General features: G+C 44.6%; 27 protein-coding genes, 1 tRNA gene and 1 pseudogene. 11 read left to right on the top strand and 18 right to left on the bottom strand.

Annotation, left to right across the window (positions count from 1 at the left end):
• Position 1: 1 nt before the first annotated feature.
• Entirely contained in the window at positions 2-2,230 is a 2,229-nt protein-coding gene (pflB, locus tag HC965_RS20400; protein WP_191033188.1) for a formate C-acetyltransferase, read from the bottom strand.
• Positions 2,231-2,470: 240 nt separating this feature from the next.
• Between pflB and HC965_RS20395 the strand changes: the two genes are divergently transcribed.
• The 8 genes from HC965_RS20395 to HC965_RS20360 all read left to right on the top strand — a co-directional run bounded on the left by HC965_RS20395 (position 2,471) and on the right by HC965_RS20360 (position 7,525).
• Positions 2,471-2,555: transfer RNA gene (locus tag HC965_RS20395), tRNA-Ser, on the top strand.
• A gap of 275 nt (positions 2,556-2,830) precedes the next feature.
• Positions 2,831-4,069, top strand: a complete 1,239-nt coding sequence (locus HC965_RS20390; protein ID WP_191033187.1) for a site-specific integrase — start codon at positions 2,831-2,833, stop codon at positions 4,067-4,069.
• A gap of 76 nt (positions 4,070-4,145) precedes the next feature.
• On the top strand, positions 4,146-4,652 hold the full coding sequence (locus HC965_RS20385) for an ORF6N domain-containing protein (protein WP_191033186.1): 507 nt from the start codon (positions 4,146-4,148) through the stop codon (positions 4,650-4,652).
• A gap of 258 nt (positions 4,653-4,910) precedes the next feature.
• On the top strand, positions 4,911-5,363 hold the full coding sequence (locus HC965_RS20380) for a RadC family protein (protein WP_025814923.1): 453 nt from the start codon (positions 4,911-4,913) through the stop codon (positions 5,361-5,363).
• A gap of 298 nt (positions 5,364-5,661) precedes the next feature.
• Positions 5,662-6,195, top strand: a complete 534-nt coding sequence (locus HC965_RS20375) for an antirestriction protein ArdA (protein ID WP_191033185.1) — start codon at positions 5,662-5,664, stop codon at positions 6,193-6,195.
• A 280-nt stretch (positions 6,196-6,475) separates the two neighbouring features.
• The gene (locus HC965_RS20370; RefSeq protein ID WP_010992382.1) at positions 6,476-6,691 is read left to right on the top strand and encodes a DUF3873 domain-containing protein; all 216 of its coding nucleotides are present in this window, start codon (positions 6,476-6,478) and stop codon (positions 6,689-6,691) included.
• A gap of 22 nt (positions 6,692-6,713) precedes the next feature.
• Positions 6,714-7,193 (top strand): hypothetical protein, encoded by a 480-nt coding sequence (locus HC965_RS20365; RefSeq protein ID WP_191033184.1) that lies wholly within the window; start codon positions 6,714-6,716, stop codon positions 7,191-7,193.
• Positions 7,194-7,336: 143 nt separating this feature from the next.
• Positions 7,337-7,525 (top strand): hypothetical protein, encoded by a 189-nt coding sequence (locus tag HC965_RS20360; RefSeq protein WP_191033183.1) that lies wholly within the window; start codon positions 7,337-7,339, stop codon positions 7,523-7,525.
• Positions 7,526-7,599: 74 nt separating this feature from the next.
• Here the strand turns inward: HC965_RS20360 and HC965_RS26710 are convergent, their stop codons facing one another.
• The 17 genes from HC965_RS26710 to HC965_RS20275 form a co-directional block, all read right to left on the bottom strand.
• Positions 7,600-8,424 (bottom strand): 30S ribosomal protein THX, encoded by an 825-nt coding sequence (locus HC965_RS26710; protein ID WP_223854961.1) that lies wholly within the window; start codon positions 8,422-8,424, stop codon positions 7,600-7,602.
• 191 nt (positions 8,425-8,615) lie between these two features.
• Positions 8,616-9,065, bottom strand: a complete 450-nt coding sequence (locus tag HC965_RS20350; RefSeq protein WP_191033182.1) for a DUF3872 domain-containing protein — start codon at positions 9,063-9,065, stop codon at positions 8,616-8,618.
• Positions 9,066-9,086: 21 nt separating this feature from the next.
• Positions 9,087-9,665 carry a conjugal transfer protein TraO gene (locus tag HC965_RS20345; protein WP_191033181.1) on the bottom strand — a complete coding sequence of 193 codons (579 nt, stop codon included), beginning with the start codon at positions 9,663-9,665 and terminating at the stop codon, positions 9,087-9,089.
• A 2-nt stretch (positions 9,666-9,667) separates the two neighbouring features.
• Positions 9,668-10,576, bottom strand: coding sequence for a conjugative transposon protein TraN (gene traN / locus HC965_RS20340; protein ID WP_191033180.1), 909 nt, complete (start codon positions 10,574-10,576; stop codon positions 9,668-9,670).
• Positions 10,577-10,608: 32 nt separating this feature from the next.
• The gene (gene traM / locus HC965_RS20335) at positions 10,609-11,973 is read right to left on the bottom strand and encodes a conjugative transposon protein TraM (RefSeq protein WP_191033179.1); all 1,365 of its coding nucleotides are present in this window, start codon (positions 11,971-11,973) and stop codon (positions 10,609-10,611) included.
• The gene (locus HC965_RS20330; protein ID WP_191033178.1) at positions 11,960-12,253 is read right to left on the bottom strand and encodes a TraL conjugative transposon family protein; all 294 of its coding nucleotides are present in this window, start codon (positions 12,251-12,253) and stop codon (positions 11,960-11,962) included. Before HC965_RS20330 ends, traM begins: the two co-directional genes overlap by 14 nt.
• Before the next feature lie 3 nt (positions 12,254-12,256).
• On the bottom strand, positions 12,257-12,880 hold the full coding sequence (traK, locus tag HC965_RS20325; RefSeq protein WP_005800885.1) for a conjugative transposon protein TraK: 624 nt from the start codon (positions 12,878-12,880) through the stop codon (positions 12,257-12,259).
• A gap of 12 nt (positions 12,881-12,892) precedes the next feature.
• Positions 12,893-13,918 (bottom strand): conjugative transposon protein TraJ, encoded by a 1,026-nt coding sequence (gene traJ, locus HC965_RS20320; RefSeq protein ID WP_005800884.1) that lies wholly within the window; start codon positions 13,916-13,918, stop codon positions 12,893-12,895.
• A 19-nt stretch (positions 13,919-13,937) separates the two neighbouring features.
• Positions 13,938-14,567 (bottom strand): DUF4141 domain-containing protein, encoded by a 630-nt coding sequence (locus tag HC965_RS20315; RefSeq protein ID WP_080941799.1) that lies wholly within the window; start codon positions 14,565-14,567, stop codon positions 13,938-13,940.
• Positions 14,568-14,571: 4 nt separating this feature from the next.
• Positions 14,572-14,928, bottom strand: a complete 357-nt coding sequence (locus HC965_RS20310; protein WP_191033177.1) for a DUF3876 domain-containing protein — start codon at positions 14,926-14,928, stop codon at positions 14,572-14,574.
• 28 nt (positions 14,929-14,956) lie between these two features.
• Entirely contained in the window at positions 14,957-17,470 is a 2,514-nt protein-coding gene (locus HC965_RS20305) for a TraG family conjugative transposon ATPase (protein WP_191033176.1), read from the bottom strand.
• Positions 17,467-17,793 carry a DUF4133 domain-containing protein gene (locus HC965_RS20300; protein ID WP_191033175.1) on the bottom strand — a complete coding sequence of 109 codons (327 nt, stop codon included), beginning with the start codon at positions 17,791-17,793 and terminating at the stop codon, positions 17,467-17,469. Before HC965_RS20300 ends, HC965_RS20305 begins: the two co-directional genes overlap by 4 nt.
• Before the next feature lie 11 nt (positions 17,794-17,804).
• Positions 17,805-18,101, bottom strand: a complete 297-nt coding sequence (locus HC965_RS20295; RefSeq protein ID WP_005926215.1) for a DUF4134 domain-containing protein — start codon at positions 18,099-18,101, stop codon at positions 17,805-17,807.
• Between the two features lie 163 nt (positions 18,102-18,264).
• Positions 18,265-18,945, bottom strand: a complete 681-nt coding sequence (locus HC965_RS20290) for a hypothetical protein (protein ID WP_191033174.1) — start codon at positions 18,943-18,945, stop codon at positions 18,265-18,267.
• Position 18,946: 1 nt separating this feature from the next.
• The gene (locus HC965_RS20285; RefSeq protein ID WP_045899121.1) at positions 18,947-19,417 is read right to left on the bottom strand and encodes a DUF3408 domain-containing protein; all 471 of its coding nucleotides are present in this window, start codon (positions 19,415-19,417) and stop codon (positions 18,947-18,949) included.
• Between the two features lie 4 nt (positions 19,418-19,421).
• Positions 19,422-20,183, bottom strand: a complete 762-nt coding sequence (locus HC965_RS20280) for a ParA family protein (protein WP_186967095.1) — start codon at positions 20,181-20,183, stop codon at positions 19,422-19,424.
• Complete coding sequence (locus tag HC965_RS20275) at positions 20,180-20,533, bottom strand: hypothetical protein (protein ID WP_191033173.1); 354 nt, start codon at positions 20,531-20,533, stop codon at positions 20,180-20,182. Before HC965_RS20275 ends, HC965_RS20280 begins: the two co-directional genes overlap by 4 nt.
• A 357-nt stretch (positions 20,534-20,890) precedes the next feature.
• Between HC965_RS20275 and mobA the strand changes: the two genes are divergently transcribed.
• The 3 genes and pseudogenes from mobA to HC965_RS20260 all read left to right on the top strand — a co-directional run.
• Positions 20,891-21,328: a conjugal transfer protein MobA gene (mobA, locus tag HC965_RS20270; RefSeq protein WP_191033172.1), complete on the top strand. Its 438-nt coding sequence runs from the start codon at positions 20,891-20,893 to the stop codon at positions 21,326-21,328.
• Positions 21,313-22,551: a conjugal transfer protein MobB gene (gene mobB, locus HC965_RS20265; protein WP_191033171.1), complete on the top strand. Its 1,239-nt coding sequence runs from the start codon at positions 21,313-21,315 to the stop codon at positions 22,549-22,551. The genes mobA and mobB overlap by 16 nt, the downstream gene beginning before the upstream one ends.
• Positions 22,552-22,571: 20 nt before the next feature.
• Positions 22,572-23,288 (top strand): annotated as a pseudogene (locus HC965_RS20260) (YWFCY domain-containing protein); the annotation flags it as partial.
• Between the last annotated feature and the right edge of the window lie 48 nt (positions 23,289-23,336).

Raw genomic sequence — 23,336 nt, 5'->3', positions numbered from 1 at the left:
ATTACATACGTTCGTGGAAGCTACGGCTGATAACTTCCAATTGATGTTCGCGGCTCAACTTCACGAAGTTTACGGCATAACCGGAAACACGGATGGTAAGCTGCGGATATTTTTCAGGATGTTCCATGGCATCATAAAGCATATCACGGTTCAGAACGTTAACGTTCAGATGGTGAGCGCCTTTGGTGAAGTAACCATCCATCATGGTAACGAGGTTGTCAATGCGGTCTTCTGCGGTAGCTCCCAGTGATTTGGGAACAATGGAGAAGGTGTTGCTGATACCATCCTGTGAGTCACGGTAGCGCAACTTTGCGACAGAGCTTAAAGAAGCGATAGCGCCGTTCTTGTCGCGTCCGTGCATCGGGTTGGCACCCGGAGCGAAGGCAACGCCTTTGGCACGTCCGTCGGGAGTGGCACCGGTCTTTTTACCATACATCACGTTAGAAGTGATGGTCAGCAGAGACAGGGTAGGACGGGCATTCTTGTACACCGGCAACTTCTTCAATTCTTCACTGAAGAAATATACCAGGTCAACACCCAGGTGGTCTACCTTGTCATTGTCGTTACCGAAACAAGGGAATTCGCCTTCGATGTCGAAACCTTCCGTCAGACCGATGTCGTTGCGGCGGGCAGTAACTTTCGCATACTTGATGGCCGAGAGTGAGTCGAGCGCGATGGAAAGTCCGGCTACACCGTAAGCAAGGTTGATGCGCGGGTTGGTATCCACAAGAGCCATTTGGGCTTTCTCGTAGTAATACTTGTCGTGCATATAGTGGATGATGTTCATCGCTTCGTTGTAAACACGGGCGATTTCAATCAATACCTTCTTGTAGTTACTCATCACTTCTTCGAAGTTCAGCGTGTCACTGGTCAGTACAGGGATGTTTTTCACCATGACCGTACCCGTGTTTTCGCAACGTCCGCCATTGATGGCAAGCAACAGGGCTTTAGCCAGGTTACAACGTGCGCCGAAGAACTGAATCTGCTTTCCTATCTCCTGGTAAGATACGCAGCAAGCGATTCCGTAGTCGTCTGACTGGCGTACTTCGCGCATCAGGTCGTCGTTCTCGTACTGGATAGAAGAAGTGTCGATAGAGACTTTGGCACAGAATTCTTTGAAACCTTCCGGCAGTTCCGGGCTCCACAATACAGTCAGGTTCGGTTCCGGTGACGGGCCGAGGTTGTACAGTGTTTGCAGGAAGCGGAAGGAAGTCTTTGTTACTTTGGTACGTCCGTCGTTGAGACGTCCACCCAAAGATTCGGTTACCCAAGTCGGGTCGCCGGCAAAGATGTCGTTGTATGATTGCATACGCAGGTGGCGAACCATACGCAGTTTGATAACAAACTGGTCGATTAGTTCCTGTGCGAAAGATTCGGTGATGGTTCCTTTGCTCAGTTCATATTCCATATAGATGTCGAGGAAGGAAGAAACGTTACCCAGTGACATGGCTGCACCGTCTTGTTCCTTTACGGCGGCAAGGTAAGCCATGTACACCCATTGTACAGCTTCCTGTGCAGTGTAGGCAGGACGGCTCAGGTCAAGACCGTAGTATTCGCCCATTACCTTCATCTCTTTCAGTGCCTTGATTTGTTCTGCCACTTCTTCGCGCAGGCGGATGCGGGCGTCGGTCATCGGGCCGGTCAGGTTGTGAAGGTCTTCTTTCTTAGCCTCAATCAGTCGGTCGATACCGTAAAGAGCCATACGGCGGTAGTCGCCGATGATACGTCCGCGGGCGTAGTTGTCAGGAAGTCCGGTAAGGAATCCCAGTGAGCGGAACGAGCGGATTTCTTCGGTATATACGTCGAATACTCCGTCGTTGTGCGTCTTGCGGTAGTGAGTGAATATGTCTTTTACGCGGTCGTCTACTTCCACGCCATTTTCGTGGCAAGCCTTGCTCACTACGTTGATGCCGCCGAAAGGTTTGATGGCACGCTTCAACAGTTCGTCTGTTTGCAGACCAACAATCAGTTCGTTTTCCTTGTCGATATATCCGGCTTTGTGGGAAGAAACAGTAGATACGGTAGCATTATCAAGTGAGCGGACGCCGTTGTTTTCTCTTTCTTCTGCCAGTGCTTCAAGGCAGATGTTCCATACGGCTTTAGTGCGTTCGGTGGGTCCTTCGAGGAATGAAGCATCTCCGTAATACGGAGTAATGTTATGACTTACGAAATCTCTTACGTTGATTTCGCTGCTCCAAAGACCGTCTTTAAAGATCTTATTTAATTCCATAAATGATAAAATTAGAGGTTGTAGTTATCCTTTTCTTTAGAGCGCACAAAGTTACAATCATTTTTCATATAATCAGCATAAATATGCCATGTTTTATGCTTTTCAACATAAAATACCTATAAATTGCTATCCTTTGGAAACGTTCAGAATATTTTTTTTCGTGAAAACTCTTGCGTGTTTAAAAAAACTTCGTACCTTTGCACCGCTTTTAACGAAAAGCACTTCTGATGAAGGAGTTTTGGAGAGGTGGCAGAGTGGTCGATTGCGGCGGTCTTGAAAACCGTTGAAGGTAACACTTCCGGGGGTTCGAATCCCTCCCTCTCCGCTGAACTACCCGGACAAAACCGGACAATGAACAGCCAAGTCCCAAAAATTCAACGATTTGTGGGATTTTTTTTATTCCCTTATGTCTGCCCTACCGGACATCATTTAGACCCTAAAAGACAAAGTTAGTAACCTAACTCGTACCCCCGACAACTGAAAGTCCCAAAGGGGTACACTTAGTCTAAAATTGGCGAACTTCTGTCGCTATTTGGCGGGTCTGTATAAACTTCACTTTGAGCTAATTAACGTAGTTTTGTAACCAAAAAAAGTGAGTTTATGAAGAGTACATTTTCCGTTCTTTTCTTTGTGAAAAAGGACAAGCAAAAAATCAATGGCAGTTACCCTATTTTCGTCCGTGTCACGATTGACGGTGTGGCAAGTCGTTTTAATTCCAAACTTGATGTTCAACCCAAAGTTTGGGACGGTAAGGCAGGTAAAGCCGCAGGACGTTCTTCGGAAGCTACCCGCATCAACAGATTGCTGGATGATATAAACGCATCCTTGAACACCATTTATCACGAACTGCAACGGCGTGACAATTATGTTACCGCCGAAAAGGTGAAGAATGAATTTTTAGGTCATAGTGAGAGCCACGACACCATTCTTAACCTTTTCCAAAAGCACAATGATGATGTTAAGCAGTTGGTCGGCATATCTAAAACGATTGCCACTTATCGTAAATATGAAGTGACCCGCCGCCATCTTGCCGAGTTCATTCAAAGCAAATATAACCTATCGGATATTTCTATAAAGGAAATAACCCCGATGTTCATTACTGACTTCGAGTTGTATTTGCGTACTACCTGTAAATGCGGCTTTAATACGACCGCCAAGTTCATGCAGTTCTTCAAACGTATCATCTTGATAGCCCGTAATAACGGCATCCTGATAGGTGACCCGTTCGCCAACTATAAAATACGTTTGGAGAAAGTGGATAGAGGTTATCTGTCAGAAGATGAAATAAAGATTATCCTCAAAAAGAAGATGGTTTCTGAACGGTTGGAACAGGTGCGTGATGTTTTTATCTTTTCCTGTTTCAGTGGTTTGGCTTATGTGGATGTTGCAAACTTAAAGGAAGATAATATCCGCAAGTCTTTTGACGGTAATTTGTGGATAATCACCAAACGCCAAAAAACAAATACAGATGTGAATGTTCCTTTACTGGATATTCCTAAAATGATACTGGAAAAGTACAAAGGTAAATTGCCGGACGGAAAGGTACTTCCTATTATCAGCAATCAAAAACTTAATGCCTATTTGAAAGAAATAGCAGATGTGTGTGGAATTAAAAAGAACTTGACATTTCATCTTGCAAGGCATACTTTTGCCACGACAACCACACTTGCTAAAGGTGTACCCATTGAAACGGTTAGTAAGATGTTGGGACACACCAATATAGAAACGACACAGATATACGCCCGCATTACCAATAACAAAATCAGTAACGATATGCAGGGACTTGACAAGAAATTTGTCGGCATTGAAAAAATCTACAAAGAAGTATCTATGAAATAGGTATATAGGGGAACTTATCACAATTTGTGATAAGTTCCTTTATGCTTTCAATTACTCACCATTAAATAATAACATTATGGACTTACAAATCATTCAAAACAAAATCTTTGAGGTCAGAGGTTGCCGGGTCATGCTCGATTTTCATTTGGCAGAACTTTATCAGGTTGAAACAAGAGCTTTGAAACAGGCAGTTAAAAGAAATTTATCCCGTTTTCCCAGTGACTTTGCTTTCCAGCTAACAAAGGATGAATGGCAGGAACTTATCACAAATTGTGATAAGTTCCCTGAAAATATCCGGCACACGCCGACCCCGCCTCTCGCATTTTTGGAGCAGGGTGTCGCCATGCTTAGTAGTGTCTTACGCAGTCAGACCGCTATAGACGTGAATATTTCCATCATGCGTGCTTTCGTCCTCATGCGGCAAATGTCAATTGGTTACGAGGAACTTCTTAAACGCATCGAAGAACTGGAACAGAGTACGGATGCACAATTCAGCGAAGTGTACCAAGCACTTACCCAGTTACTAAGCAAGCCCGAACCTAAACCACGAAAACTGATTGGATATAAGACCTATGACGAATAACGGTCTAAGGTATTGAGTTATCTAAGGGGTATCACCAATGATGCCCTTTTTTCAGTTCCCTAAAGTAATGTACCTCAATCACAAATTTTAGCAAAGTTACAGCCCGGCGGGGACAAATACCAAATCCAAGCCGTCCCGGTTTTCTGAAAAATCTCCACACCTACGGGTCGTATTTTTTGAAAAGATATGGTTGAAGTCCCCGCCAAACTGTGGGTGTCCGGCAAAATTTCTTATTGTTTAATTTAAAATTCAGTAGTCATGAAAACAACAGAATTTACCATGCCGGAAATCACTATCTCTTATAAAGACAATGTAAAAGCATCCGAAAGAGTAAAAATACTCTCATCCGAAACGTCCTATTCTTATCTGAAACCGTTCTATGCGGAATGTATGGAACACCACGAGGAAAGCCATGTAATGTTCCTCAATCGGGCTAACAAGGCTTTGGGCGTTTCCCTTATCTCTAAAGGCGGCATGGCTGAAACGGTTATGGACGTGAAAATCATCCTGCAAACAGCCTTAAAAGTACATGCTTCGGGGATTATCCTCTCACATAACCACCCATCGGGCAACCTGCATCCGAGTGAACCGGACAAACAAATTACCTCAAAAATAAAAGAAGCCTGCAAGATCTTGGATTTGCACCTGTTAGACCATATCATCCTGACAGAAGAAAGCTATTACAGTTTCACAGACGAAGGGCTTATCTAAGCCCTTTTTTTACTCTCTCATTACCCAATACAAAAAGCCTGATGGCTTTTACTTCTATCCTCTCAAACAAGAGAAAAATTTTCCCTAAAACTGATTGGAACATTGTCAAAGGTATATCCGTGCCTGTTACTGTTCAAATTATTTTTTAGAAATCTCCACACCTGCGGGTAGTATTTCATAAATAATAATTTGCCCTGTACCATTCCCGAACCTTTGAAAAGACAATGTTCCCATTCAGTTAAAGGAAAAATTTATGTGGTGGGCGACAAGCGATGTAAACAATTAAAATTCAAAAGTCATGGAAGCAGTAACATTATCAGAAGCAAGAGTTTATGTAGGCACATACGCCCGGTATAACAACGGTTCACTTTTCGGCAAGTGGTTAGACCTGTCCGACTATTCGGATAAGGACGAGTTTTTGGAAGCATGCCGAGAACTGCACAAGGACGAGCAAGACCCGGAATATATGTTTCAGGATTACGAGAACATCCCGGAAACGTTCATTTCTGAAAGCTGGTTATCTGAAAAGTTCTTTGAAGTGCGGGACGCTATCGAGAAATTAAGCGAAACCCAGCAGGAAGCGTTTTTCGTATGGTGCGACCATCATAGCCACGATATAAACGAAGAAGATGTAGACGACCTTATCTCTTCTTTTGAAGATGATTATCAGGGGGAATATAACGATGAAGAAGACTATGCCTATGAAATCGTAGAGGAATGTTACGAACTGCCGGAGTTCGCAAAGACCTACTTTGATTATTCGGCTTTTGCCCGTGACCTGTTTATGACTGATTACTGGATGGAAGACGGTTTTGTTTTCCGTTGCGCCTGATTACTAACCGGGTGGAGCAATCCACCCGCAACACACCAAGACAATGAAAGTATATAATAAGATAGCGACTTTTTTACGATGGTTCATACTTGCTTTTATCATCTATCAGGCAGCCACCAGCACTGCCGGGACATGGATAGCTTTAATCATAGGCTTTTTTATTCTTCGGTTCTTTCTCCGGTTGTTTATCTCCGCCGTTTACTTGTTTTGTCTGGCGTTTATTTTCATTGTGTTGCTTTCGCTTTTAATTATCTGATAACTCATTATAAATTATAACGATATGGAAACTTTAAACAAAAACGGGGTAAGTATTACCCAAACACCGGGAGAAGAAAAATATGTAAAATGCTGTTTAGGCGCATTCAGGGGACAAATCTATTATCAATATGATTATCGCCACACGGATAACGAACTGTTCAGCACCGTTGCCAAAACACTTGACGAGTGCCGCAAACGGCGGGATGAATGGATAGCGAAGAAAGAAAAGACACAATAATATCAGTTTAAAAGGTACATTTATGAAAACAACAGAAGTAAATAAAAAGATTATCGGCAGACGTTGCAAGTGCATATTTACGGGCTTACTGGTAACGGGTGTTATTGAGGACACCACAGAGGATAAATATACGGTCAGCATGAAAGTACGTTTCGACACGCCGCAGCAATGGGGTGATGAACTTTATTCTTATGACTGGTCTTTCGGACGTAAGGCGGACGGCTTCGGCTCATTGAAATATTTGGAACTACTACCCGACAAAACAACTTTCGATACAATGGTAGTTACTTTCGGCGAAGCCATCGGCACACTGGACGGTATTTTCGAGGATGTAAAAACATGGGGTGTCTGTTCCCTGAAAGGCTGGATAGATAGCTATGAAAGCACCCGTTTTACACCCATAGACGTAGATAAGGCGGTTATAACGAGCGAATATAACATGGAATGTGTCAAAGAATGGCTGGAACATAACACACCCATAATGAACATTTTAATCGGTTAATGAAGAACGGCGGCAGATTTGCCGCCGCTACTTTCTTTCAGTGAGCCTTAGCGGGCAAAGAAAGATAGCAAAGAAACCTCTTTTATTCCTCTGATTTTCAAATTAAAACTTTATCTTTGAAAATAATTTTATAATAGACAACTATGGACAACATACAAGAACAACAATTTGAAGTACAGTTTGAAGCTATCAAAACAATGGTAAAAGCTAATGCGCCAACAGAAGAAGAAGGAGAACGACGGGCAAAAATGCTTGATGAAGCAAAGTATAATACAAAAACATATATTAATTTATTAGATATGTTTGGTATTCCATATCCGAGTAATTTGTAAAATTCGTTAAAATTACAATTATGGCTTTTGTATATAAAACTTCTATTTTTTTTACAACAAAAGGGTGCATGATATTATTTTTTTATATAGCCTAATTGTTTCTTATTTGCAATAACTAAAATGTCAAATCTTTTATGATAACATAAATGACATAAAACTATTATTGCTTGCTTTATGTCGTTTGTTTTTACTAATATGCTATCGGGACCTACTTTTCCCAAATCTATCCTATATTTGAAAATATCTTTATGTCCTGAATATTGCCATTCAGAGTTTCTATTTAGAAAGTCTAATGCTATTTCCTCAAAATTGCTACTTAATTTCATATCTACTACATGTACATCAAATCCTTTAGGAAATACTTTTTCATATTTTTTGTAGTACACGCCTTTGAAGTTTTTAATATGATTGGGAGATAATTTGTCTAAATCGAATTCTATACCCTGTACATTTCCGCAAATATCAATAAATAATCCCTTTTCATGGTCTTTTTTTGAAAGAATTGATTTAACGGCACTCTGTGTTATAGCATCCTGCATTTCATCATTTTCATTAGCTATTCCAATAAGATTTCGTAGTTCTTGTTCGTTTTTGGAAAATTCAAGATTACATTTGTGACAACATGGAACAACAAATCTATTCTTTTTAAAATTATCGCTATATCCTTCAAATAAACATTGTTGTGGAACATGGTCACGTGTTGCGCCATTATCAGGATAATATTTGTTTTTTGCCTGAAATTTAGCTGTCTCACTTCTCTTTAATAGTAAAATTCCACAATATACACATCTTTTATTCGAGATATTTGTATTGTGTTTCTTATTTTTCTTAGGTCTCCTAACGCCATAAGACTTATTAAATATTTTACCTCTCCTACTCTTTATATCACCTTTTCCCATAATCAGTCATTTTTTGTACTTCAAAAATAAAATAAAAGTCTGATAATACATAATTTATCAGACTTTTATAGAGTTTTATTCCAGTTCTTCACCCCATAGTTCCACATCGGTAGGGGTATTTTTCAGTTCAAATGCAGTGTAACCCCAAAAGAGAGCGAGAAATACAAGGTATGCAACCCATGTTTCCATTTTTATTCCCCCGGTTCTTCCTTACTGTTATCATTATTAAAGGAAAACGTAAGTTGTACCAACTGCCCGAAACTATCCTGAAAATACACATCTACCGTTTGCTGGTCGGTGGATGCAGAGGTATAATAAAGCCGGAATGTTTCACCCGGAAGCGGGTACAGGTCATTCGGCAGTAGAACTGTCCCATCGGACATTTTCAGCGTTCCCGCCCCGTCCGGCTGGAAATAACGGATGAAATACTTTGTTTCCTCATAGCGTCCCTCCCGGTGAAGCTGGCAGCGTATTTCCGCCGTTTCGCCCACCTTTAATTTCTTCGGTACAGGCATCGTTTCGATACTGAACGAGTAAGACTGCTGTATATCCACGTTGTCATTACACGCACCTACCAATAACAAGGCGGCCATTACATAGCAGCCTATCAAAATACGGCTTAAAATCTTTCTCATATACATTATATATAACAGGTTAGTTTATCACATTATTATCTTTAGCCCGATACCGAACTGTGTATGGAACTTTCCAACGGAAGAACCGAACAGGCATCTTTCCCGTGCGTTAATCAGGAATACCACCCGGTCAGTAATGTAACTCTCCAGTTCCAGCGTCAGCGCACCGCCATAGACAAAACCGTCCTTATCCGTCAGCATCGAACCATCGGGCAGCAATTTATCCCCCCAGTTACTCGTTTCGTACCCGGCAAGGGCAGACAATCCCAGCGAAAGGAAAAAGGTTTTCTTCCGGTCTGAAAGGAAGTTCAGGTAATAACCGCCCTCACCTGTAAACTGGCTGACTGGTATCTGCAAATCCTTGTAGGGATAATGCTTTTCGAGGTATTCCCCACCGATAACCCACCTGTTCCCGTTTTTGGTATAGGTGGAAAGAGCCGCCCCGAAGTAATAGGCGAAATCACTTTTACTGTTCCAGTGAACACCGTCCGCCATGCCGCCCGTAACCTGCAAGCCTTTCATTCCCGGCAGACATCTTTGTGCGTGTGCCTGGTTGAAATTTAGGCACAGCGCAAAAAGGAATATCATACAGAATATCCTTTTCATGTTCATTTGATTTTAAGTTCGTTAATCACTTTGGCAGCCACGATGTCCGAATTTTCCACCCGGATAGTTTGGTGTCTGCCCCCGTTCTTTTCCACCAGTTCAATAACCAAGACCTTATCATCCGGTATGGTAAATTGCGGAACGGTGTACACGGTGCGGACGGTACTTTTACCGCCGATAACCAGCAGTTCGTTATAGCTCCGTACCGGGTCGATAACGGTTTCCTGAATTGCCGTTCTTTTGGCTACTTTCTTATCCACAATTTTAAAGCGGATAAAATCGGTATCAAACGGCACGTTTGAACTGTTCCTTACCTGTGTATGGAAATAGAACAGCCCGTTATGCGAATAAATCCCCTTTACCAAGAACTGCACCCCGAAACGCTTGCATCCCAAATGCTTTATTTCCCGGTCATTGTTCTTGTAGATGGACTGCATAATCAGCCTTACCAAAAGCGGGCTTTCATTACCCAGTTCACGGAAATAGATGTTCATCCGGGTATGGCTGAAATCCGTCGTGTCCTCATTCTCCAAGAAGTCTTTCATTTCGATGTTCAGCATTTTCGGTTCGTGTGCGTACTTCGCATTGAAAGAATAAAAACTGCCATCTTCACAAATAACGGAAAAATTCGTTTCACCGGGAAAGCCCTCTGTCGTAGCCTTGACCCGGACAACGTTTTCCGCCCCGTCCGCTTTTCCGGCAATAATGTAATTACTGCCTAAGTCCACGTACTTCACGGCAGACGGGAAAATAAGGTGCACCGTTTTTGTAAACGTCACCTGTACGCCGTAAGGTGTCACCATTTGGCGGTAAGGCAGCTTTTTAGTTATGCCCTGATACAAATCGTTACTTTGTGCTTTCATTGAAACTACGCCCAAAAGCAGGGCAAACATGATAATTAACTTTTTCATTTGGATTGAAATTTTTATGGTTGATAAATAAATTACTGTTGTTTGGCGTAAAGCATCACCTGATAGTTCGCTTTCAGGTGTACTTTTACCGTTCGGAATTTCTTAGCGAGGTATTGTGATCCGCCCTGCATCAAGCCCCTTGTAATATCCATTGCGACCTGTTGCCCGGCGGATTGCGCAAAGGAAATGCTTGTCCCCAGTCCAGCCCCGATGTTTGCCATCGCTTCTTTTGCCGCTTCTTGTTCCAATGACGAGGGAACGGAAAGCCCCTTTTGCCCGTCACTATCATAAACTGCAAGTTCCACCGGAATGATGTTACCCGCATATTCGAGCGAGGACACCAGTATGTCGAGCCGTTCCCCCTGAACTTTGGCACTTCCCGATACAAGGCTGTTTTTCGGGACAATGATGTTTCCCGCTTGCAGGGGTTCTAACAGCCGGAGTTTAACGGTCTGCCCGTCCATAAGTGTTTGGTCGTTATGCACACACGCCCGGATGGTGTTCTTTCCCATCGAATAGCTGTTGCCGACCGCCGTGTTAAATCCGTAATTGCGTGGCTTGCTGTATTCGGCGATAAATTCGCTGTTGCTCATAGGCTGTTGCAATCCTGAAACTGTTCTGTCCGATACCGTTTTCACAGGTGTGGCATTTCCTTTGCCCTGAACGGGTGCGGACGGTGTGATCTGTGCGACTTGTTCCGGTTGTCCGCCGTTCATATACTTTGCCGCCAGTTCGTAGGACTTTTCCATAAGAGCCACCTGTTCATCCATGCTGCCCGCACCGCTTTCTTTCGCATCGAGCCGGGCAGTGAGTTCTTCCACTTGCCGTTTAAGTTCTTCCTTTTCTTTGTCCTCTTTCGGCGTTTCGTAGAAACTGCCTAACTGACGGTTCATGTCCCGGTAAGCTGCCGCCGAAGACTGGATAGAGGAACGGCTATTGTTCGGCGCACCCGCTCCGAAGTCTATTACATTGGTTTTCGGCTTTTCCGCCGGAGCATCATCTATCAGGGGCAAATCTTCCCCGTTCCCGTTTTCCTCTCCGAGCGAAAAGGCAAAATCCTGCAAGGAGCGCATCTTGTCCGCCTGTTTGTTCTTCATTTGTTCCTGTTCGTAGGCTGTCTTTTTATCGCTGATTATCCCGTCCCCTTTGGGTTGCGGAATATCGGCATTAAATCCGCCCACGTTTTCCACCTTTGCTTCGTCCTTATCGGACGGTGCAAAAATCAGGTACATAGACCCCAAGAAAACCAGTCCCATAAGCGGGTAAACCAGTAATTTCTTTCGCTGCTGTATCTGCTGCGGGGTCAGTTCCTTTTTCTCTTTTTCCTGTTTTTCAGGTTCTTTTCCCTTTGCCGTTTCCAGTGTGGGAATTTCATTCTTTATTTCATTTTCTTCCATTGTCTGACTGATTAAAAATGTTCGTACTGTCTTTACTTTGAAGTTGTAACTGCTTAATATGCTCTATCCGTAGGATTTCGCCATCCTCTTTCCCTATCCGGTAAATAGATGATACCGTGAAGTAGATGGATAGCCCGCCGAAGAACAGGAACATAAGCAGTATGACCGCCAGCCTTATTTCCGGTGTCATGCGCCCGCACAGGCGGCGGAGCTTTTCATCCGCCCAGTCCTGCACATGGGTAATCGCCTGATTAACCGGAGAGAATATTTTCCGTATCATGGCTTACCGCTTTATGGTGTTCAAGTCCTTGTTTTCCGTTATCTCGAAACTTTCCATGATAAAGCCGTGCGGGTTGTTGTCCGAGCGCACAGCGTTCAGCAACCGGCAACGGGTGACAAGGCTTCTTTCGGTCACGCTGCTTTCACGGATAATCATTTGCCGGGCATAGGTAGCCACTGCATACGGGTACACATCGAAATTGCATGAAACGCTGTCTATCCGTATCGTTTGGCTGATATTGCCCGATATGATACGGTTGTAATACCCTTTTTCCGAGAGGTCACGGTAATAGTTGAATGCGCTCTTGTCCGCAAGGAACAGCGACCGTTTGATATTGCTTTCGATAGCGTTCTTATCGGGTGAGAGCGTGAAAAAGAGTTCGTGGAAACGCTTCACGTGTTCCCTCGCTTCGACCGGACGGTTTTGTGTCAGGTCTTGCGAAAGCGCAAGCATCAACGATTTGCCGCCATCCAAGACGTAAATCTTCTGCCGTTGCGCTTCGGCAAACGTATAGGAGTTCCAAACGGCATACCCCGTTATCAGGGTACACATGACGACAAACACAATCCCGAAAAGACGTATCTGTCTGAAACTGGTTTCAATGTTCTTTAAACTTTTAAATTCCATCTTGATTTTTATTTATTGGTTACCTTTGATTAGTTTACCGCCGACCCTGCCGCCAGCGTTTCCGGTTGCTGCCCCGGCAACCGCTCCGACACCGCTACCCGTTTTATTAGCCGCACTGTTTATGTTCCGGCTCATGTTACCCATTCCGCCCGCCTGAATGATCCAGTTCGACACGGTGGGAATAGTGAAGTAACCGATGATGCCAATCAGCATAAAAATTATGTACACGCTGTTACTCCCGTCCGGTATGAAATTGGGGTCTGATAGTTCCTGAATATCCTTTTGCAGCATAAGCACCTGTATTCGGGCAAGTATGGAACTGAACAGATCGGAAACGGGCAGCCACAGGTAAACGGAAATGTACCTTGTTATCCATTGGGTCAGTGTCGCCTGAAAGCCATCGTACACACTGATGGCAAAAGCTATCGGACCCAGTATGGCAAGGACAATCAAGAAGAATGTCCGGATAGTGTCTATCACAAGGGAAGCCGCCTGAAAGAGCAGTTCCAGAAGTTCCCTGAACCAGTCCCGGACGGATTGCTTGATATTATGGGCTGCCCTGTCCATGTACATGCCGCCCATCGTGGCAATATCTTTGGCAGACCATCCCAGTTCGTCTATCTGCTTGTCAAACGCTTCATCCGAAACAAGGTAAGCCGTTTCCGGATTGCGTACCATCGCTTCATATTCCAGCTTGTCCTTTTGTTCCCGGTAGGCGTTCATATCGAAAGTTTGCGTTTCGAGCATATTGTTACACCCCTTGACTACTGGCGACATCACGCTGTTAATCGTACCCAGTACGAATGTGGGGAAGAACATAATGCAGAAACCAATCACAAAGGGACGCAGAAGCGGGTAAACGTCTATCGGTTCGGCACTGGCGAGCGACTGCCATACTTTGGCAGCCACATAGAACAAAGCCCCCAGTCCCGCTATTCCTTTGGCTACCCCCGCCATGTTCCCGCATAACGGCATCATGTCCGTGTACAGACTTCGTAAAATCTGATGCAGGTTATCAAATTCGATTGCTAATAACATATCTTTGATTTATTAGAGGTTACCAGTAACGTTCATCCGCCGAGCCATAAAGAGCCATTACCCGGTCGGTGTCCTTTTTCTTTTTCGCACGCAGGTAGGAAACGGAAATGTTCTTGCGGGTATAGTAACTCACCAAATCCCGGTAGTTCCTGATGGCGTTATACGTCCGGTCGATAACGTCCATCCGTTCCTTGTCCGACATGGAAAGCCCGTTGATGTTCACCACGCTTTTCATTTCTTCCAGCACATCGGAACTTTCCTGCAACAGTTGGGTATAGCCGTAGGCGATGGCGGAAAGTTCATCCGGCGTGTAGTTCTCATCCGAAAGCATCTTTTGAAAACTATTCACATAGATGTCGGAAATCTCCCCGATAAGCAGGATAGACTTTTGCACCTTGCGGGCATCTTTGACAAGGTTATGCACTGATTTTAAGGCATCGTAATAGTCTTTTCCCTGTTGGTAAATCTTTACGGTTTCCTGAAAATTCTTTATCATGTTCTGTGCGGTCGATGAAGTCTGAATGATATTCTTTGACGCATTGATAATCCCTTGCGCCAAGTTTCCGGGGTCACTCACTACCCATTGTGCGTTCACTTTTCCGGCGAACAGGATGCAAACCACGAGCAGCATTATCATCTTTGTTCTCATACGCTTATTTCTTTATGGGTTGATTACTCCGTTTGTATTCTCCGCCAGGTGAAAGCAGAATCCGGTCGTTCTCCTTATCGTAGGTCAGCAGGACGGAAAGCCCCGTTTCGATGAACAGGTTTCCGTCCTGTTCTGAAATCTGATAGGTTTCCGTTTGGATAGTTCCCCGGTAGGTCTTTCGATAGGTTGTTACCCTGTATTGCCCGTTTTCTTCAAAAAGGGTAAACGCCGGACGGTTCTTTACGCTTTCCCAGTCGCCACGCATCGCCCTAAGACGGTCGGCGTTCGTTTCCTTACAGGAGGAGAGCCCCAGTAACAAGGTGCATAGCAGCACTGGAAACAGGATTTTTAAATGTTTCATACTGATTGATTTTTAAATGATTTATTAATTACTTGATTGGCTTTTCAGGATTGCGCTTGCTTTCGGCAAGCCGCTTGATAGCCAGTTCGAGGTTACCGCCCAGCTTTTCGGACAAGGCGAAAAGTTCCATCTTTTCCGTTTCTTCGGTCGTATATGTAAAATATTCTTCCAAGCTCACTTCTGTGGCATATACGGCTGATTGTGTACCGCCTAAGCCTATCCAAACTTCCTTGTATTTCCGGTTCGGATGGTTGGCAAGGTTGATGGAAAGCACCTGTGACCGTTCCTTGTCGGTCAGTCCCAAAAGGTTCTGTATGCTATCGAATTTATTCAAATATTTACGTTGGTCGAGCAGTATCTTACAGTCTGAATTGTTTATAATACTCTCTTTTACAATGGGTGAGGAAATAATATCTTCGACCTCTTGGGTAACTACAATCGCTTCACCGAAATACTTTCTAACGGTTTTATAGAGGTACTTAATATAATCCGCCATATTCGCCGATGCAATCGCTTTCCACGCTTCCTCAATTAATATTAATTTCCTGATACCCTTTAGTTTACGCATCTTATTAATGAACACTTCCATGATGATAATCGTAGTAATCGGGAACAGGATTTTATGGTCTTTGATATTATCCAACTCAAAGACAATGAAGCGTTTATGCAGTAAATCAAGCTCTTTGTCGGAGTTCAACAGGTAGTCGTATTCGCCGCCTTTATAGTAAGGCTCTAACACATTCAGGAAGTTATCTATATCAAAATCCTTTTCCCGGACGTTCTTTTCTTGCAGATGTTCCCGGTAATCGGTTTTGACATACTCGTAGAATGTATTGAAGCAGGGAGTAACCGAACTGTCCTTAGTAATCAGTTCGATATAGGAACTTACAGCGTTTGACAAAGCCACTTCTTCCGCCCGTGTGGGTGCTTCATCATCCCGTTTCCACAGGGTCAGGATAAGCGTTTTGATGCTTTCCTTTTTCTCGATGTCAAACACCCCATCCTCTACATAGAAAGGATTGAACGCTATCGGGTTTTCAGTGGTATAGGTAAAATATATCCCATCTTCCCCGTGCGTTTTCCTATTTATCATTTCACACAAACCTAAGTAACTGTTTCCGGTATCGACCAACAGCACATGTGCATTTTGTTCATAATACTGGCGTACCATGTGGTTGGTAAAGAATGACTTGCCGCTACCACTCGGCCCAAGTATAAACTTGTTGCGATTGGTAATAATACCCCGTTTCATGGGTAAGTCTGAAATATCAATATGCAACGGCTTTCCCGTGACCCTATCCACCATCTTGATACCAAAGGGAGAAAGCGAACTTTTATAATTCGTTTCTTCGGTGAACAGGCAAAGAGCCTGCTCTATAAAGGTGTAGAAACTTTCTTCCGCCGGAAAGTCCGCCTGATTGCCGGGTATGCCCGCCCAAAACAGGGTCGGCGTGTCGGTGGTGTTATGGCGTGGCTTGCACTCCATAAGTGCGAGCTGTGACCCCACATCATTTTTTATGTGTTTGAGTTCGTCCCGGTCGTCACTCCAAGCCATGATATTGCAATGGCATCGCACGGAAATAAGCCCCTGTGAATGTGCTTCATTCAAATATTCCTCTATCCAAGACTTATTTATCTGATTGGCACGGCTGTATTTAGAAAGGGAGTGCATATTGCGAGCCATCTTTTCAAACTGTTTCAGGTTCTCCGTATGGTCGTCAATAAAGATATACTGGTTATAGATATGGTTACAGGAAAGCAGCACGCCCACAGGGGAAGCGAACGACAAACGGCAGTCGCTCCGGTCGGTGGATAGCTTTTCATAGCGGGTATCTGTTCCCACTTTGCCCGGCATATCTTCGGCATCCGAAAGGGTATGCAGACAAAGGATATGGTCGCCAATCTTCATTTCGTCAGCACCCAGTGAAATATCTTTCAGTGTGGTGGTGTCGGTCTGTGAGAGTGAAAAGTATTTCTCCACGATACCCGCCGTTTCCCTTGTTCCGGTGATTTCGTCCGAGTTCAGGCGGGTAAGGGTAATGAATCCGCTATCGTTCATAATACTTTCAAACTGTCCCACCGCTTCAAGAAACTTTGTGACCGTCTCCTTGTCCTTTATCTCTTTGGGTACAAGGAAGCCCCGGCAGAGGGTGGAAAAATTACTCTGCATCCGGCTACGTTCCTTTGTCGTTTTCGTCAGGAACAAATAGCAGGTATGGTTTAAGAACGGTCGTTCATTGAAATGCCGTTCAAAGGAACGGGAAAGGAAACTCAAATCATCCTTTTGGATGTCAGGCGCATAGTTCTCTTTGATGAACCAGTCCTGTTTATGTACGATGCTATAATCAGGCAGCACCTTTACCGCCTTGTTCCAAGCGGAATGTATCGCTTCGTATTCGGCTGCCGTGACGGTGAACAATTCGGGCAGTTCCACCCGGAATGCCACCGTTATGTCGGCATCTTTGGAAACGATGCACCCGTTTTCCACCGTGAACAGTGGAAACTTGTTTTCCAGCGTGGTAGCTTTTAATATATTTCTCATTTCGATGCTTGTTTTAAATGGAATAATCGGGATATGGCTTTGCGGTTGATGATATGGAAAGGGTGGTTTTTGCGTGCGGACAATTTCATTAAACCGTGTGTCCCGTACTTCTCGTTCAGCCGGAATGTCTGCCATACAAGCAGCGTTGCCGAAGTAACGCCGAAGATGATGCACACCCACTGGTTGATACCTACCATGTACATGATGATGAAAAGCACGAACAGGGCTAACAGCCCGCCCGCAAAAATGAAAAGATATTGACTTTTCAACCCTTTAAACTCAACTGGCTTGCCTATCCCCCTGTTAATCGGATAGTCTGCCATAGTCCGTTCTTTTAGAGGAAGAATGAACGTAAGATGGTGGCAGCCACAATCAAAAAGATACACGCACCGAACCATGAAGCCGCCGTTTTACTGGTATCAGGGTCGCCACTGCTGAACTTTCCATATACTTTCACGCCGCCAATCAAGCCGACCACCGCACCGATAGCGTAAATTAACTTTGTCGCCGGGTCGAAATAACTGGTTACCATGTTGGTAGCTTCGGTAATACCCGCCATGCCGTTACCCTGTGCAAAAGCGGAGGATGCAGCCAAAAGCACGGCTGCCGAAAAGAGAACTTTCTTTTTCATTATAAATACATTGATTTTTAAATTGCCGGACGGTTGGATAGTCCGCCCGGCGGAATGATTAATAATTGAATTTTTGTGGTTGCGGGAAGTGTTCCCCGTGTTCTAAAAGGTCTGTTTAACCGTAATCTTTTTGTTTCATCCTCTTATTATTTAAAGTTTGCCATTAAAGAAAATCGTTCATGTCAAAGGCTGTTATTTCATTACTTCCGGCAGCCGGGACGGTGGCGGGTACGGGTATCTCATGCTTCTGTAAAAGTTCCGCTACCCGTGACCTGCCCCCGTTAATCTGTTCCACCAGCGAATGAAACAGGTTTGTTTCCGTCCGGCAGATGGTTTGTACCGCTTGCCGTTCTTCCGTTTCGGACGCTTGTTTTACCTGAATGACCTGAACCATTTGCCCCAGTTCCCCCAGTGTGATACCTTGTGCCATTTCAGGCTCACCGTCCCCCATGTAACAGGCGATTTCTTCCGCTTCGATTTCATCCGGCGAAACGTCCGTTTCTTGTATATCTTCCGTTTCAAATTCCATTTCAAATTCGGTGTCTATCGCTTGCGGTGCAGGTGTTTCAGTTACCGTTTCACCGCTTTGCGGGACAAATATAGAAGCATTATCAACCCCTTTTGAAAGGTGTCCTAAGATGTCCCCGTTTGTCCTCATTTGTCCCATCCGGTAACGGCTTGCACCTACAAGGCAATCACCGTTTCCGGTTTTAACGGTCGGTTTGCTTTCCGGTTGTTCCGGCTGCTTTTTCCTGCCCGTAAACCATGTTCCCAAGCTATCCCGGTATCGCCATAAGAGAACGGCGTAATACAGGAGCGTTCCGATAATAAACCATTTCAACATATCAGAACGGCTTTTCAAATTTGCTTTCGTACAGTTCGTTTATCTCGTCCTGAAACTGGTCGAAATGCCGGAGCAGGATATTTTCTACATAGCTGCTCACGGTCGCCTTGCGTCCGCCGATAACGGTTACGATCTTCATCAGCTTTTCATGGGTGGTACGGCTGACGTATAACGGCTGGCGGTCGGTCAAGTCCACCCGCATGAAATAGGTTTCCCGGTAATCGCACGGAGCGTTCTTTTTCCGGCGGGCAGGTTCTTTCACGGTCTTTTCTTCCTTTGGTTCTGCCTTGATTTCCCCTTTATCTGCCGTTTCCACTGTACCAGTTTTATAATCCGGTTTATCCGGTGTTTCTATTTTCGTTTCCATTGCCGCCGATGGCGTTTCCTGTTTCTTCACGGGCAAGCCCTGTGAGATAATCTCTTTCATAAAATCCTCGTCAATTTGCGGTTTCCCGCCGCTTTGCTTTGCCATGTCGTTATAGTTTTATAAGGTATGCGATTTCGGTTATCAGTTCTTCCATGTTACTACCCTTTACCAGCCGTTTGTCCGCCGGGAACAGCGTAGAACGGAACACGGTTTTACGCTGTGCGTCCAGTTCTTTCTTGAACCGCTTGGTGTCCGGGATAAATACTTTCATAAGGGGCAGTTCCAGTTCTCCGATGGTCTGCTCATACAGGGTGTAGAGGTCTGTTTTTTCCCTGCCATCTACCATGTTCCAAAACAGGTACAGCCCTTTCAGTCGGCACGCTTCATTCTTTACCAGTAGTTTATGGATAGCCACCGCAAAGGAAAGGCTGCTCTCCAATACTACCCGGTCGGCGGCTATGGGGGTGAAAATATAATCCATCCCTGAAAGGGAGTGGATAACGCCCTCACTGTTCACCGTTCCGGGCAGGTCGAAAAAGACCACATCGTAATCCGATCCGGCAGACGCAAGATATTCATCCGCCGTTTTTATCGCTTCGTCCGGTGAACTGCATAGCACCGGGTACGCTTTCTTTCCCAACGCTTTGAACTGGTGAAAGGCAAGCTGTTTGTAATAATCATCCCCGTTCACCTGTTCGGCATCCCGTTTGCGCATGGCACTGATACTATGTTGCGGGTAGTCGCAATCCACTACCGCCACATTATACCCTTTCAGGTAATACAGGTAACTTGCCACCAACACGGTGAACGTTGTTTTGCCGACCCCACCCTTTTGGGTGGAGAAAGCCACATACAAGGTTTCTTTCTTCATTGTAATACTGATTTATTGTGATACATCTTTATTGTTTTCCATCCGTGCAGGTTGCCGGATGGTTTGCTTTCATTCATTCGTGCCAGCAGGAAAGACGGAAATACTTTTGTCTTATTATCTTGCTTTCTTGTGTCCTTGTCTGCTTCTTTTCTTTCCATCTTTCCGCAAAGACGGACTGCTTTCTTTGCAGACCGTTTTCTTTCCCGATTGAAAGGCTGTTTCTTTTCAATCATTCCATCCGGTTTGTTTTCTTGCTCTCCTGAAAGATTGCAATCTTGAAATCTTGTTTTCAAGTTTTCAAATCCGCTTTCTTTCCGTCCGCATTTCGCTGCATATTTCAATATATCCATATTGCTTTCTTTCTTAAATCCGGGACAAATAAACGTAGAAAAACAGCCCCTTTTGAAAGATGTCCTCAAATGTCCCCGTTTGTCCTTATTTGTCCTATAACCCGCTATTTCACAGCATCTTTAATACCTGTTACTTTGCAACCGAAAGGTATCGGTTAGGCTAACCAAGCCCCCGCCGCCGGGAGCGTTCCAATATCCGCTAACTCCAATCCGTCCGTAGGCGGATTTTTATTTGCAAAGTAACAGCAAGGTGTGTTCTAAGCAGCTTGAAATTCTTTCAGCAGCTTTGAACGCCTTGCCCGGACGAAGCCGGGATAGGGTCACTCCGAAGTCGTAACCCTTTAAAAATAATGTAACATGAAACAGAAAAATGAAAATGCGCCCCGTCCGGGTGGCGCAGGACGAAAACCCAAAGCAGACCCGGCGGTGTTCCGGTATTCTATCAGCTTCAATGCGATAGACCACGCCCGCTTTTTGGCGTTGTTCGACCAGTCCGGTATGCGCACGAAAGCGCACTTTATCACCGCCCGCATCTTCGGCGAACCGTTCAAAGTGATAAAAATCGACAAGGCGGCGGTCGAATATTATACCCGGCTGACCGCTTTCTATTCCCAATACAGGGGTATCGCCGTGAATTACAATCAGGTGGTAAAAGCTCTCAATACCAATTTTTCAGAAAAGAAAGCACTCGCATTTCTCTATAAACTGGAAAAGGCAACGATGGAATTTGCCGACCTGAACCGCCAAATTATTGAACTGACCCGTGAGTTCGAAACAAGATGGTTGCAAAGATAAGTGTAGGCAGTTCCCTGTTTGGTGCGCTCGCTTACAACCAAAACAAGGTGGATGAAGAACAGGGAAAGGTACTTTTAAGTAACCGTATGTTTGAGAGCGAGGACGGAAATTTCAGCATCCGGCGGTGTATGGAATGTTTCGATATGCACCTGCCCGCAGACCTGAAAACGGAAAAACCGATTATCCATATCTCCCTGAACCCGCATCCGGACGATGTGCTTTCCGACAACCAGCTTGCGGACATCGCCAAAGAGTATATGGATAAGTTGGGGTACGGCAATCAGCCGTATATGGTTTACAAGCACGAGGATATTGCAAGGCATCATATACATATCGTTTCCATCCGGGTAGATGATACGGGCAAGAAGATAAATGACAAGTTCGAGCATGTACGCAGCAAACAAATCACCCGTGAACTGGAACAGAAGTACGGGCTGCATCCGGCGGAGAAGAAACAGGCAGCCGACCGTCCCGAACTTAAAAAGGTGGACTACCGGGCAGGGGATGTAAAGCACCAGTTATCCAATACGGTGAAAGCCCTTGCCGGAAGTTACCGTTTCCAGAGTTTCACCGAGTACAAAGCACTGCTATCTATATATAATGTACAGGCGGAAGAAGTGAAAGGGGAAGTGAACGGCAAACCTTATAACGGTATTGTCTATTCGGCGACCAATGACAAAGGAGAAAAGCAGGGAAACCCGTTCAAATCTTCTTCTTTGGGAAAGTCGGTTGGTTACGAAGCCATCCAGCGACACATCAAGAGATCCGCAAAGGACATTCAGGGCAAGAACCTGAAAGAGCGTACCCGCCGGACGGTCGGCGCAGTGATGAAATCCATCCGCAGCCGGGAACAGTTTATTACGGAGTTGAAAGCGAAAGGAATAGATGTGCTGTTCCGGCAGAACAATACAGGCAGGATATACGGGGTAACGTTCATCGACCACGAAAACCGTACCATCCTGAACGGTTCTCGTTTGGGAAAGGACTTTTCCGCCAATGTGTTCAATGATCTGTTTACTGGCTCCCGCAGTTTGACGGGAAACAGTAAACAGGAAACGCAGGAACACGTACCGGAATTTAACCCGACCGGACACTTTTCAAATACAGGCAAAGCCATTGCGGGACTGTTCAGCCTGTTTTCCGGTGGTGACGATACGCCACCCGACAACCGACAAGTTCCACCACCCAAGAAGAAAAAGAAGAAGAAACAAAAACGTATTTAGTAATCCTAAAAATTTCAATTATGCAGAATGAAGATGATTTAAGAGGACTTGCAAAGGTCATGGACTTTATGCGGGCAATCAGTATTTTATTTGTAGTGATAAACATTTACTGGTTTTGTTACCAATCATTCAGGGAGTGGGGTATCAATATCGGGGTAGTCGATAAAATCCTGCTGAACTTCCAGCGTACCGCCGGGCTGTTCTCCAATATCCTGTACACCAAACTTTTTTCGGTGGTGTTCCTTGCGCTTTCCTGTTTGGGTACAAAAGGAGTGAAAGAGGAAAAAATCACATGGAACAGGATTTATGTATTCCTGATAATCGGTTTTATCCTGTTTTTCCTAAACTGGTGGTTATTGGTTCTGCCGTTACCACTGGCGACAAACACGGCATTGTATATCTTTACCATGACAGCCGGATATCTTTCACTGTTGGCTGCCGGAGTATGGATTTCACGCTTGTTGAAAAATAACCTGATGGATGATGTATTTAATATAGAAAATGAAAGTTTCGCACAGGAAACACGCCTGATAGAAAACGAGTATTCCGTAAATCTCCGCACCCGGTTTTATTATAATAAGAAGTGGAACGATGGATGGATAAACGTTGTATCGCCCCAACGTGCGTCCATCGTTGTTGGAAATCCGGGCAGCGGCAAGTCTTTTTGTGTTATCAACCAATTTATCAAACAGCAAATTGAAAAAGGCTTCGCAATGTATCTGTATGACTACAAATTTGTGTGACGAGAAAGTCATGTAGATGGCTGTTTGACAGAGTAATCCTCT

This window comes from Bacteroides sp. GM023 (assembly GCF_014750685.1).
Taxonomy (GTDB): Bacteria; Bacteroidota; Bacteroidia; order Bacteroidales; family Bacteroidaceae; genus Bacteroides.
Note: the sequence above shows the minus strand (reverse complement) of the source record. Positions and strands in the feature narration are given on the sequence as shown.

Excerpts from the sequence above, each read along its gene's own strand:
- pflB (WP_191033188.1), bottom strand. The coding sequence starts at position 2,230 with ATGGAATTAAATAAGATCTTTAAAGACGGTCTTTGGAGCAGCGAAATC.
- HC965_RS20390 (WP_191033187.1), top strand. The coding sequence starts at position 2,831 with ATGAAGAGTACATTTTCCGTTCTTTTCTTTGTGAAAAAGGACAAGCAA.
- HC965_RS20385 (WP_191033186.1), top strand. The coding sequence starts at position 4,146 with ATGGACTTACAAATCATTCAAAACAAAATCTTTGAGGTCAGAGGTTGC.
- HC965_RS20380 (WP_025814923.1), top strand. The coding sequence starts at position 4,911 with ATGAAAACAACAGAATTTACCATGCCGGAAATCACTATCTCTTATAAA.
- HC965_RS20375 (WP_191033185.1), top strand. The coding sequence starts at position 5,662 with ATGGAAGCAGTAACATTATCAGAAGCAAGAGTTTATGTAGGCACATAC.
- HC965_RS20370 (WP_010992382.1), top strand. The coding sequence starts at position 6,476 with ATGGAAACTTTAAACAAAAACGGGGTAAGTATTACCCAAACACCGGGA.
- HC965_RS20365 (WP_191033184.1), top strand. The coding sequence starts at position 6,714 with ATGAAAACAACAGAAGTAAATAAAAAGATTATCGGCAGACGTTGCAAG.
- HC965_RS20360 (WP_191033183.1), top strand. The coding sequence starts at position 7,337 with ATGGACAACATACAAGAACAACAATTTGAAGTACAGTTTGAAGCTATC.
- HC965_RS26710 (WP_223854961.1), bottom strand. The coding sequence starts at position 8,424 with ATGGGAAAAGGTGATATAAAGAGTAGGAGAGGTAAAATATTTAATAAG.
- HC965_RS20350 (WP_191033182.1), bottom strand. The coding sequence starts at position 9,065 with ATGTATATGAGAAAGATTTTAAGCCGTATTTTGATAGGCTGCTATGTA.
- HC965_RS20345 (WP_191033181.1), bottom strand. The coding sequence starts at position 9,665 with ATGAAAAGGATATTCTGTATGATATTCCTTTTTGCGCTGTGCCTAAAT.
- traN (WP_191033180.1), bottom strand. The coding sequence starts at position 10,576 with ATGAAAAAGTTAATTATCATGTTTGCCCTGCTTTTGGGCGTAGTTTCA.
- traM (WP_191033179.1), bottom strand. The coding sequence starts at position 11,973 with ATGGAAGAAAATGAAATAAAGAATGAAATTCCCACACTGGAAACGGCA.
- HC965_RS20330 (WP_191033178.1), bottom strand. The coding sequence starts at position 12,253 with ATGATACGGAAAATATTCTCTCCGGTTAATCAGGCGATTACCCATGTG.
- traK (WP_005800885.1), bottom strand. The coding sequence starts at position 12,880 with ATGGAATTTAAAAGTTTAAAGAACATTGAAACCAGTTTCAGACAGATA.
- traJ (WP_005800884.1), bottom strand. The coding sequence starts at position 13,918 with ATGTTATTAGCAATCGAATTTGATAACCTGCATCAGATTTTACGAAGT.
- HC965_RS20315 (WP_080941799.1), bottom strand. The coding sequence starts at position 14,567 with ATGAGAACAAAGATGATAATGCTGCTCGTGGTTTGCATCCTGTTCGCC.
- HC965_RS20310 (WP_191033177.1), bottom strand. The coding sequence starts at position 14,928 with ATGAAACATTTAAAAATCCTGTTTCCAGTGCTGCTATGCACCTTGTTA.
- HC965_RS20305 (WP_191033176.1), bottom strand. The coding sequence starts at position 17,470 with ATGAGAAATATATTAAAAGCTACCACGCTGGAAAACAAGTTTCCACTG.
- HC965_RS20300 (WP_191033175.1), bottom strand. The coding sequence starts at position 17,793 with ATGGCAGACTATCCGATTAACAGGGGGATAGGCAAGCCAGTTGAGTTT.
- HC965_RS20295 (WP_005926215.1), bottom strand. The coding sequence starts at position 18,101 with ATGAAAAAGAAAGTTCTCTTTTCGGCAGCCGTGCTTTTGGCTGCATCC.
- HC965_RS20290 (WP_191033174.1), bottom strand. The coding sequence starts at position 18,945 with ATGTTGAAATGGTTTATTATCGGAACGCTCCTGTATTACGCCGTTCTC.
- HC965_RS20285 (WP_045899121.1), bottom strand. The coding sequence starts at position 19,417 with ATGGCAAAGCAAAGCGGCGGGAAACCGCAAATTGACGAGGATTTTATG.
- HC965_RS20280 (WP_186967095.1), bottom strand. The coding sequence starts at position 20,183 with ATGAAGAAAGAAACCTTGTATGTGGCTTTCTCCACCCAAAAGGGTGGG.
- HC965_RS20275 (WP_191033173.1), bottom strand. The coding sequence starts at position 20,533 with ATGGATATATTGAAATATGCAGCGAAATGCGGACGGAAAGAAAGCGGA.
- mobA (WP_191033172.1), top strand. The coding sequence starts at position 20,891 with ATGAAACAGAAAAATGAAAATGCGCCCCGTCCGGGTGGCGCAGGACGA.
- mobB (WP_191033171.1), top strand. The coding sequence starts at position 21,313 with ATGGTTGCAAAGATAAGTGTAGGCAGTTCCCTGTTTGGTGCGCTCGCT.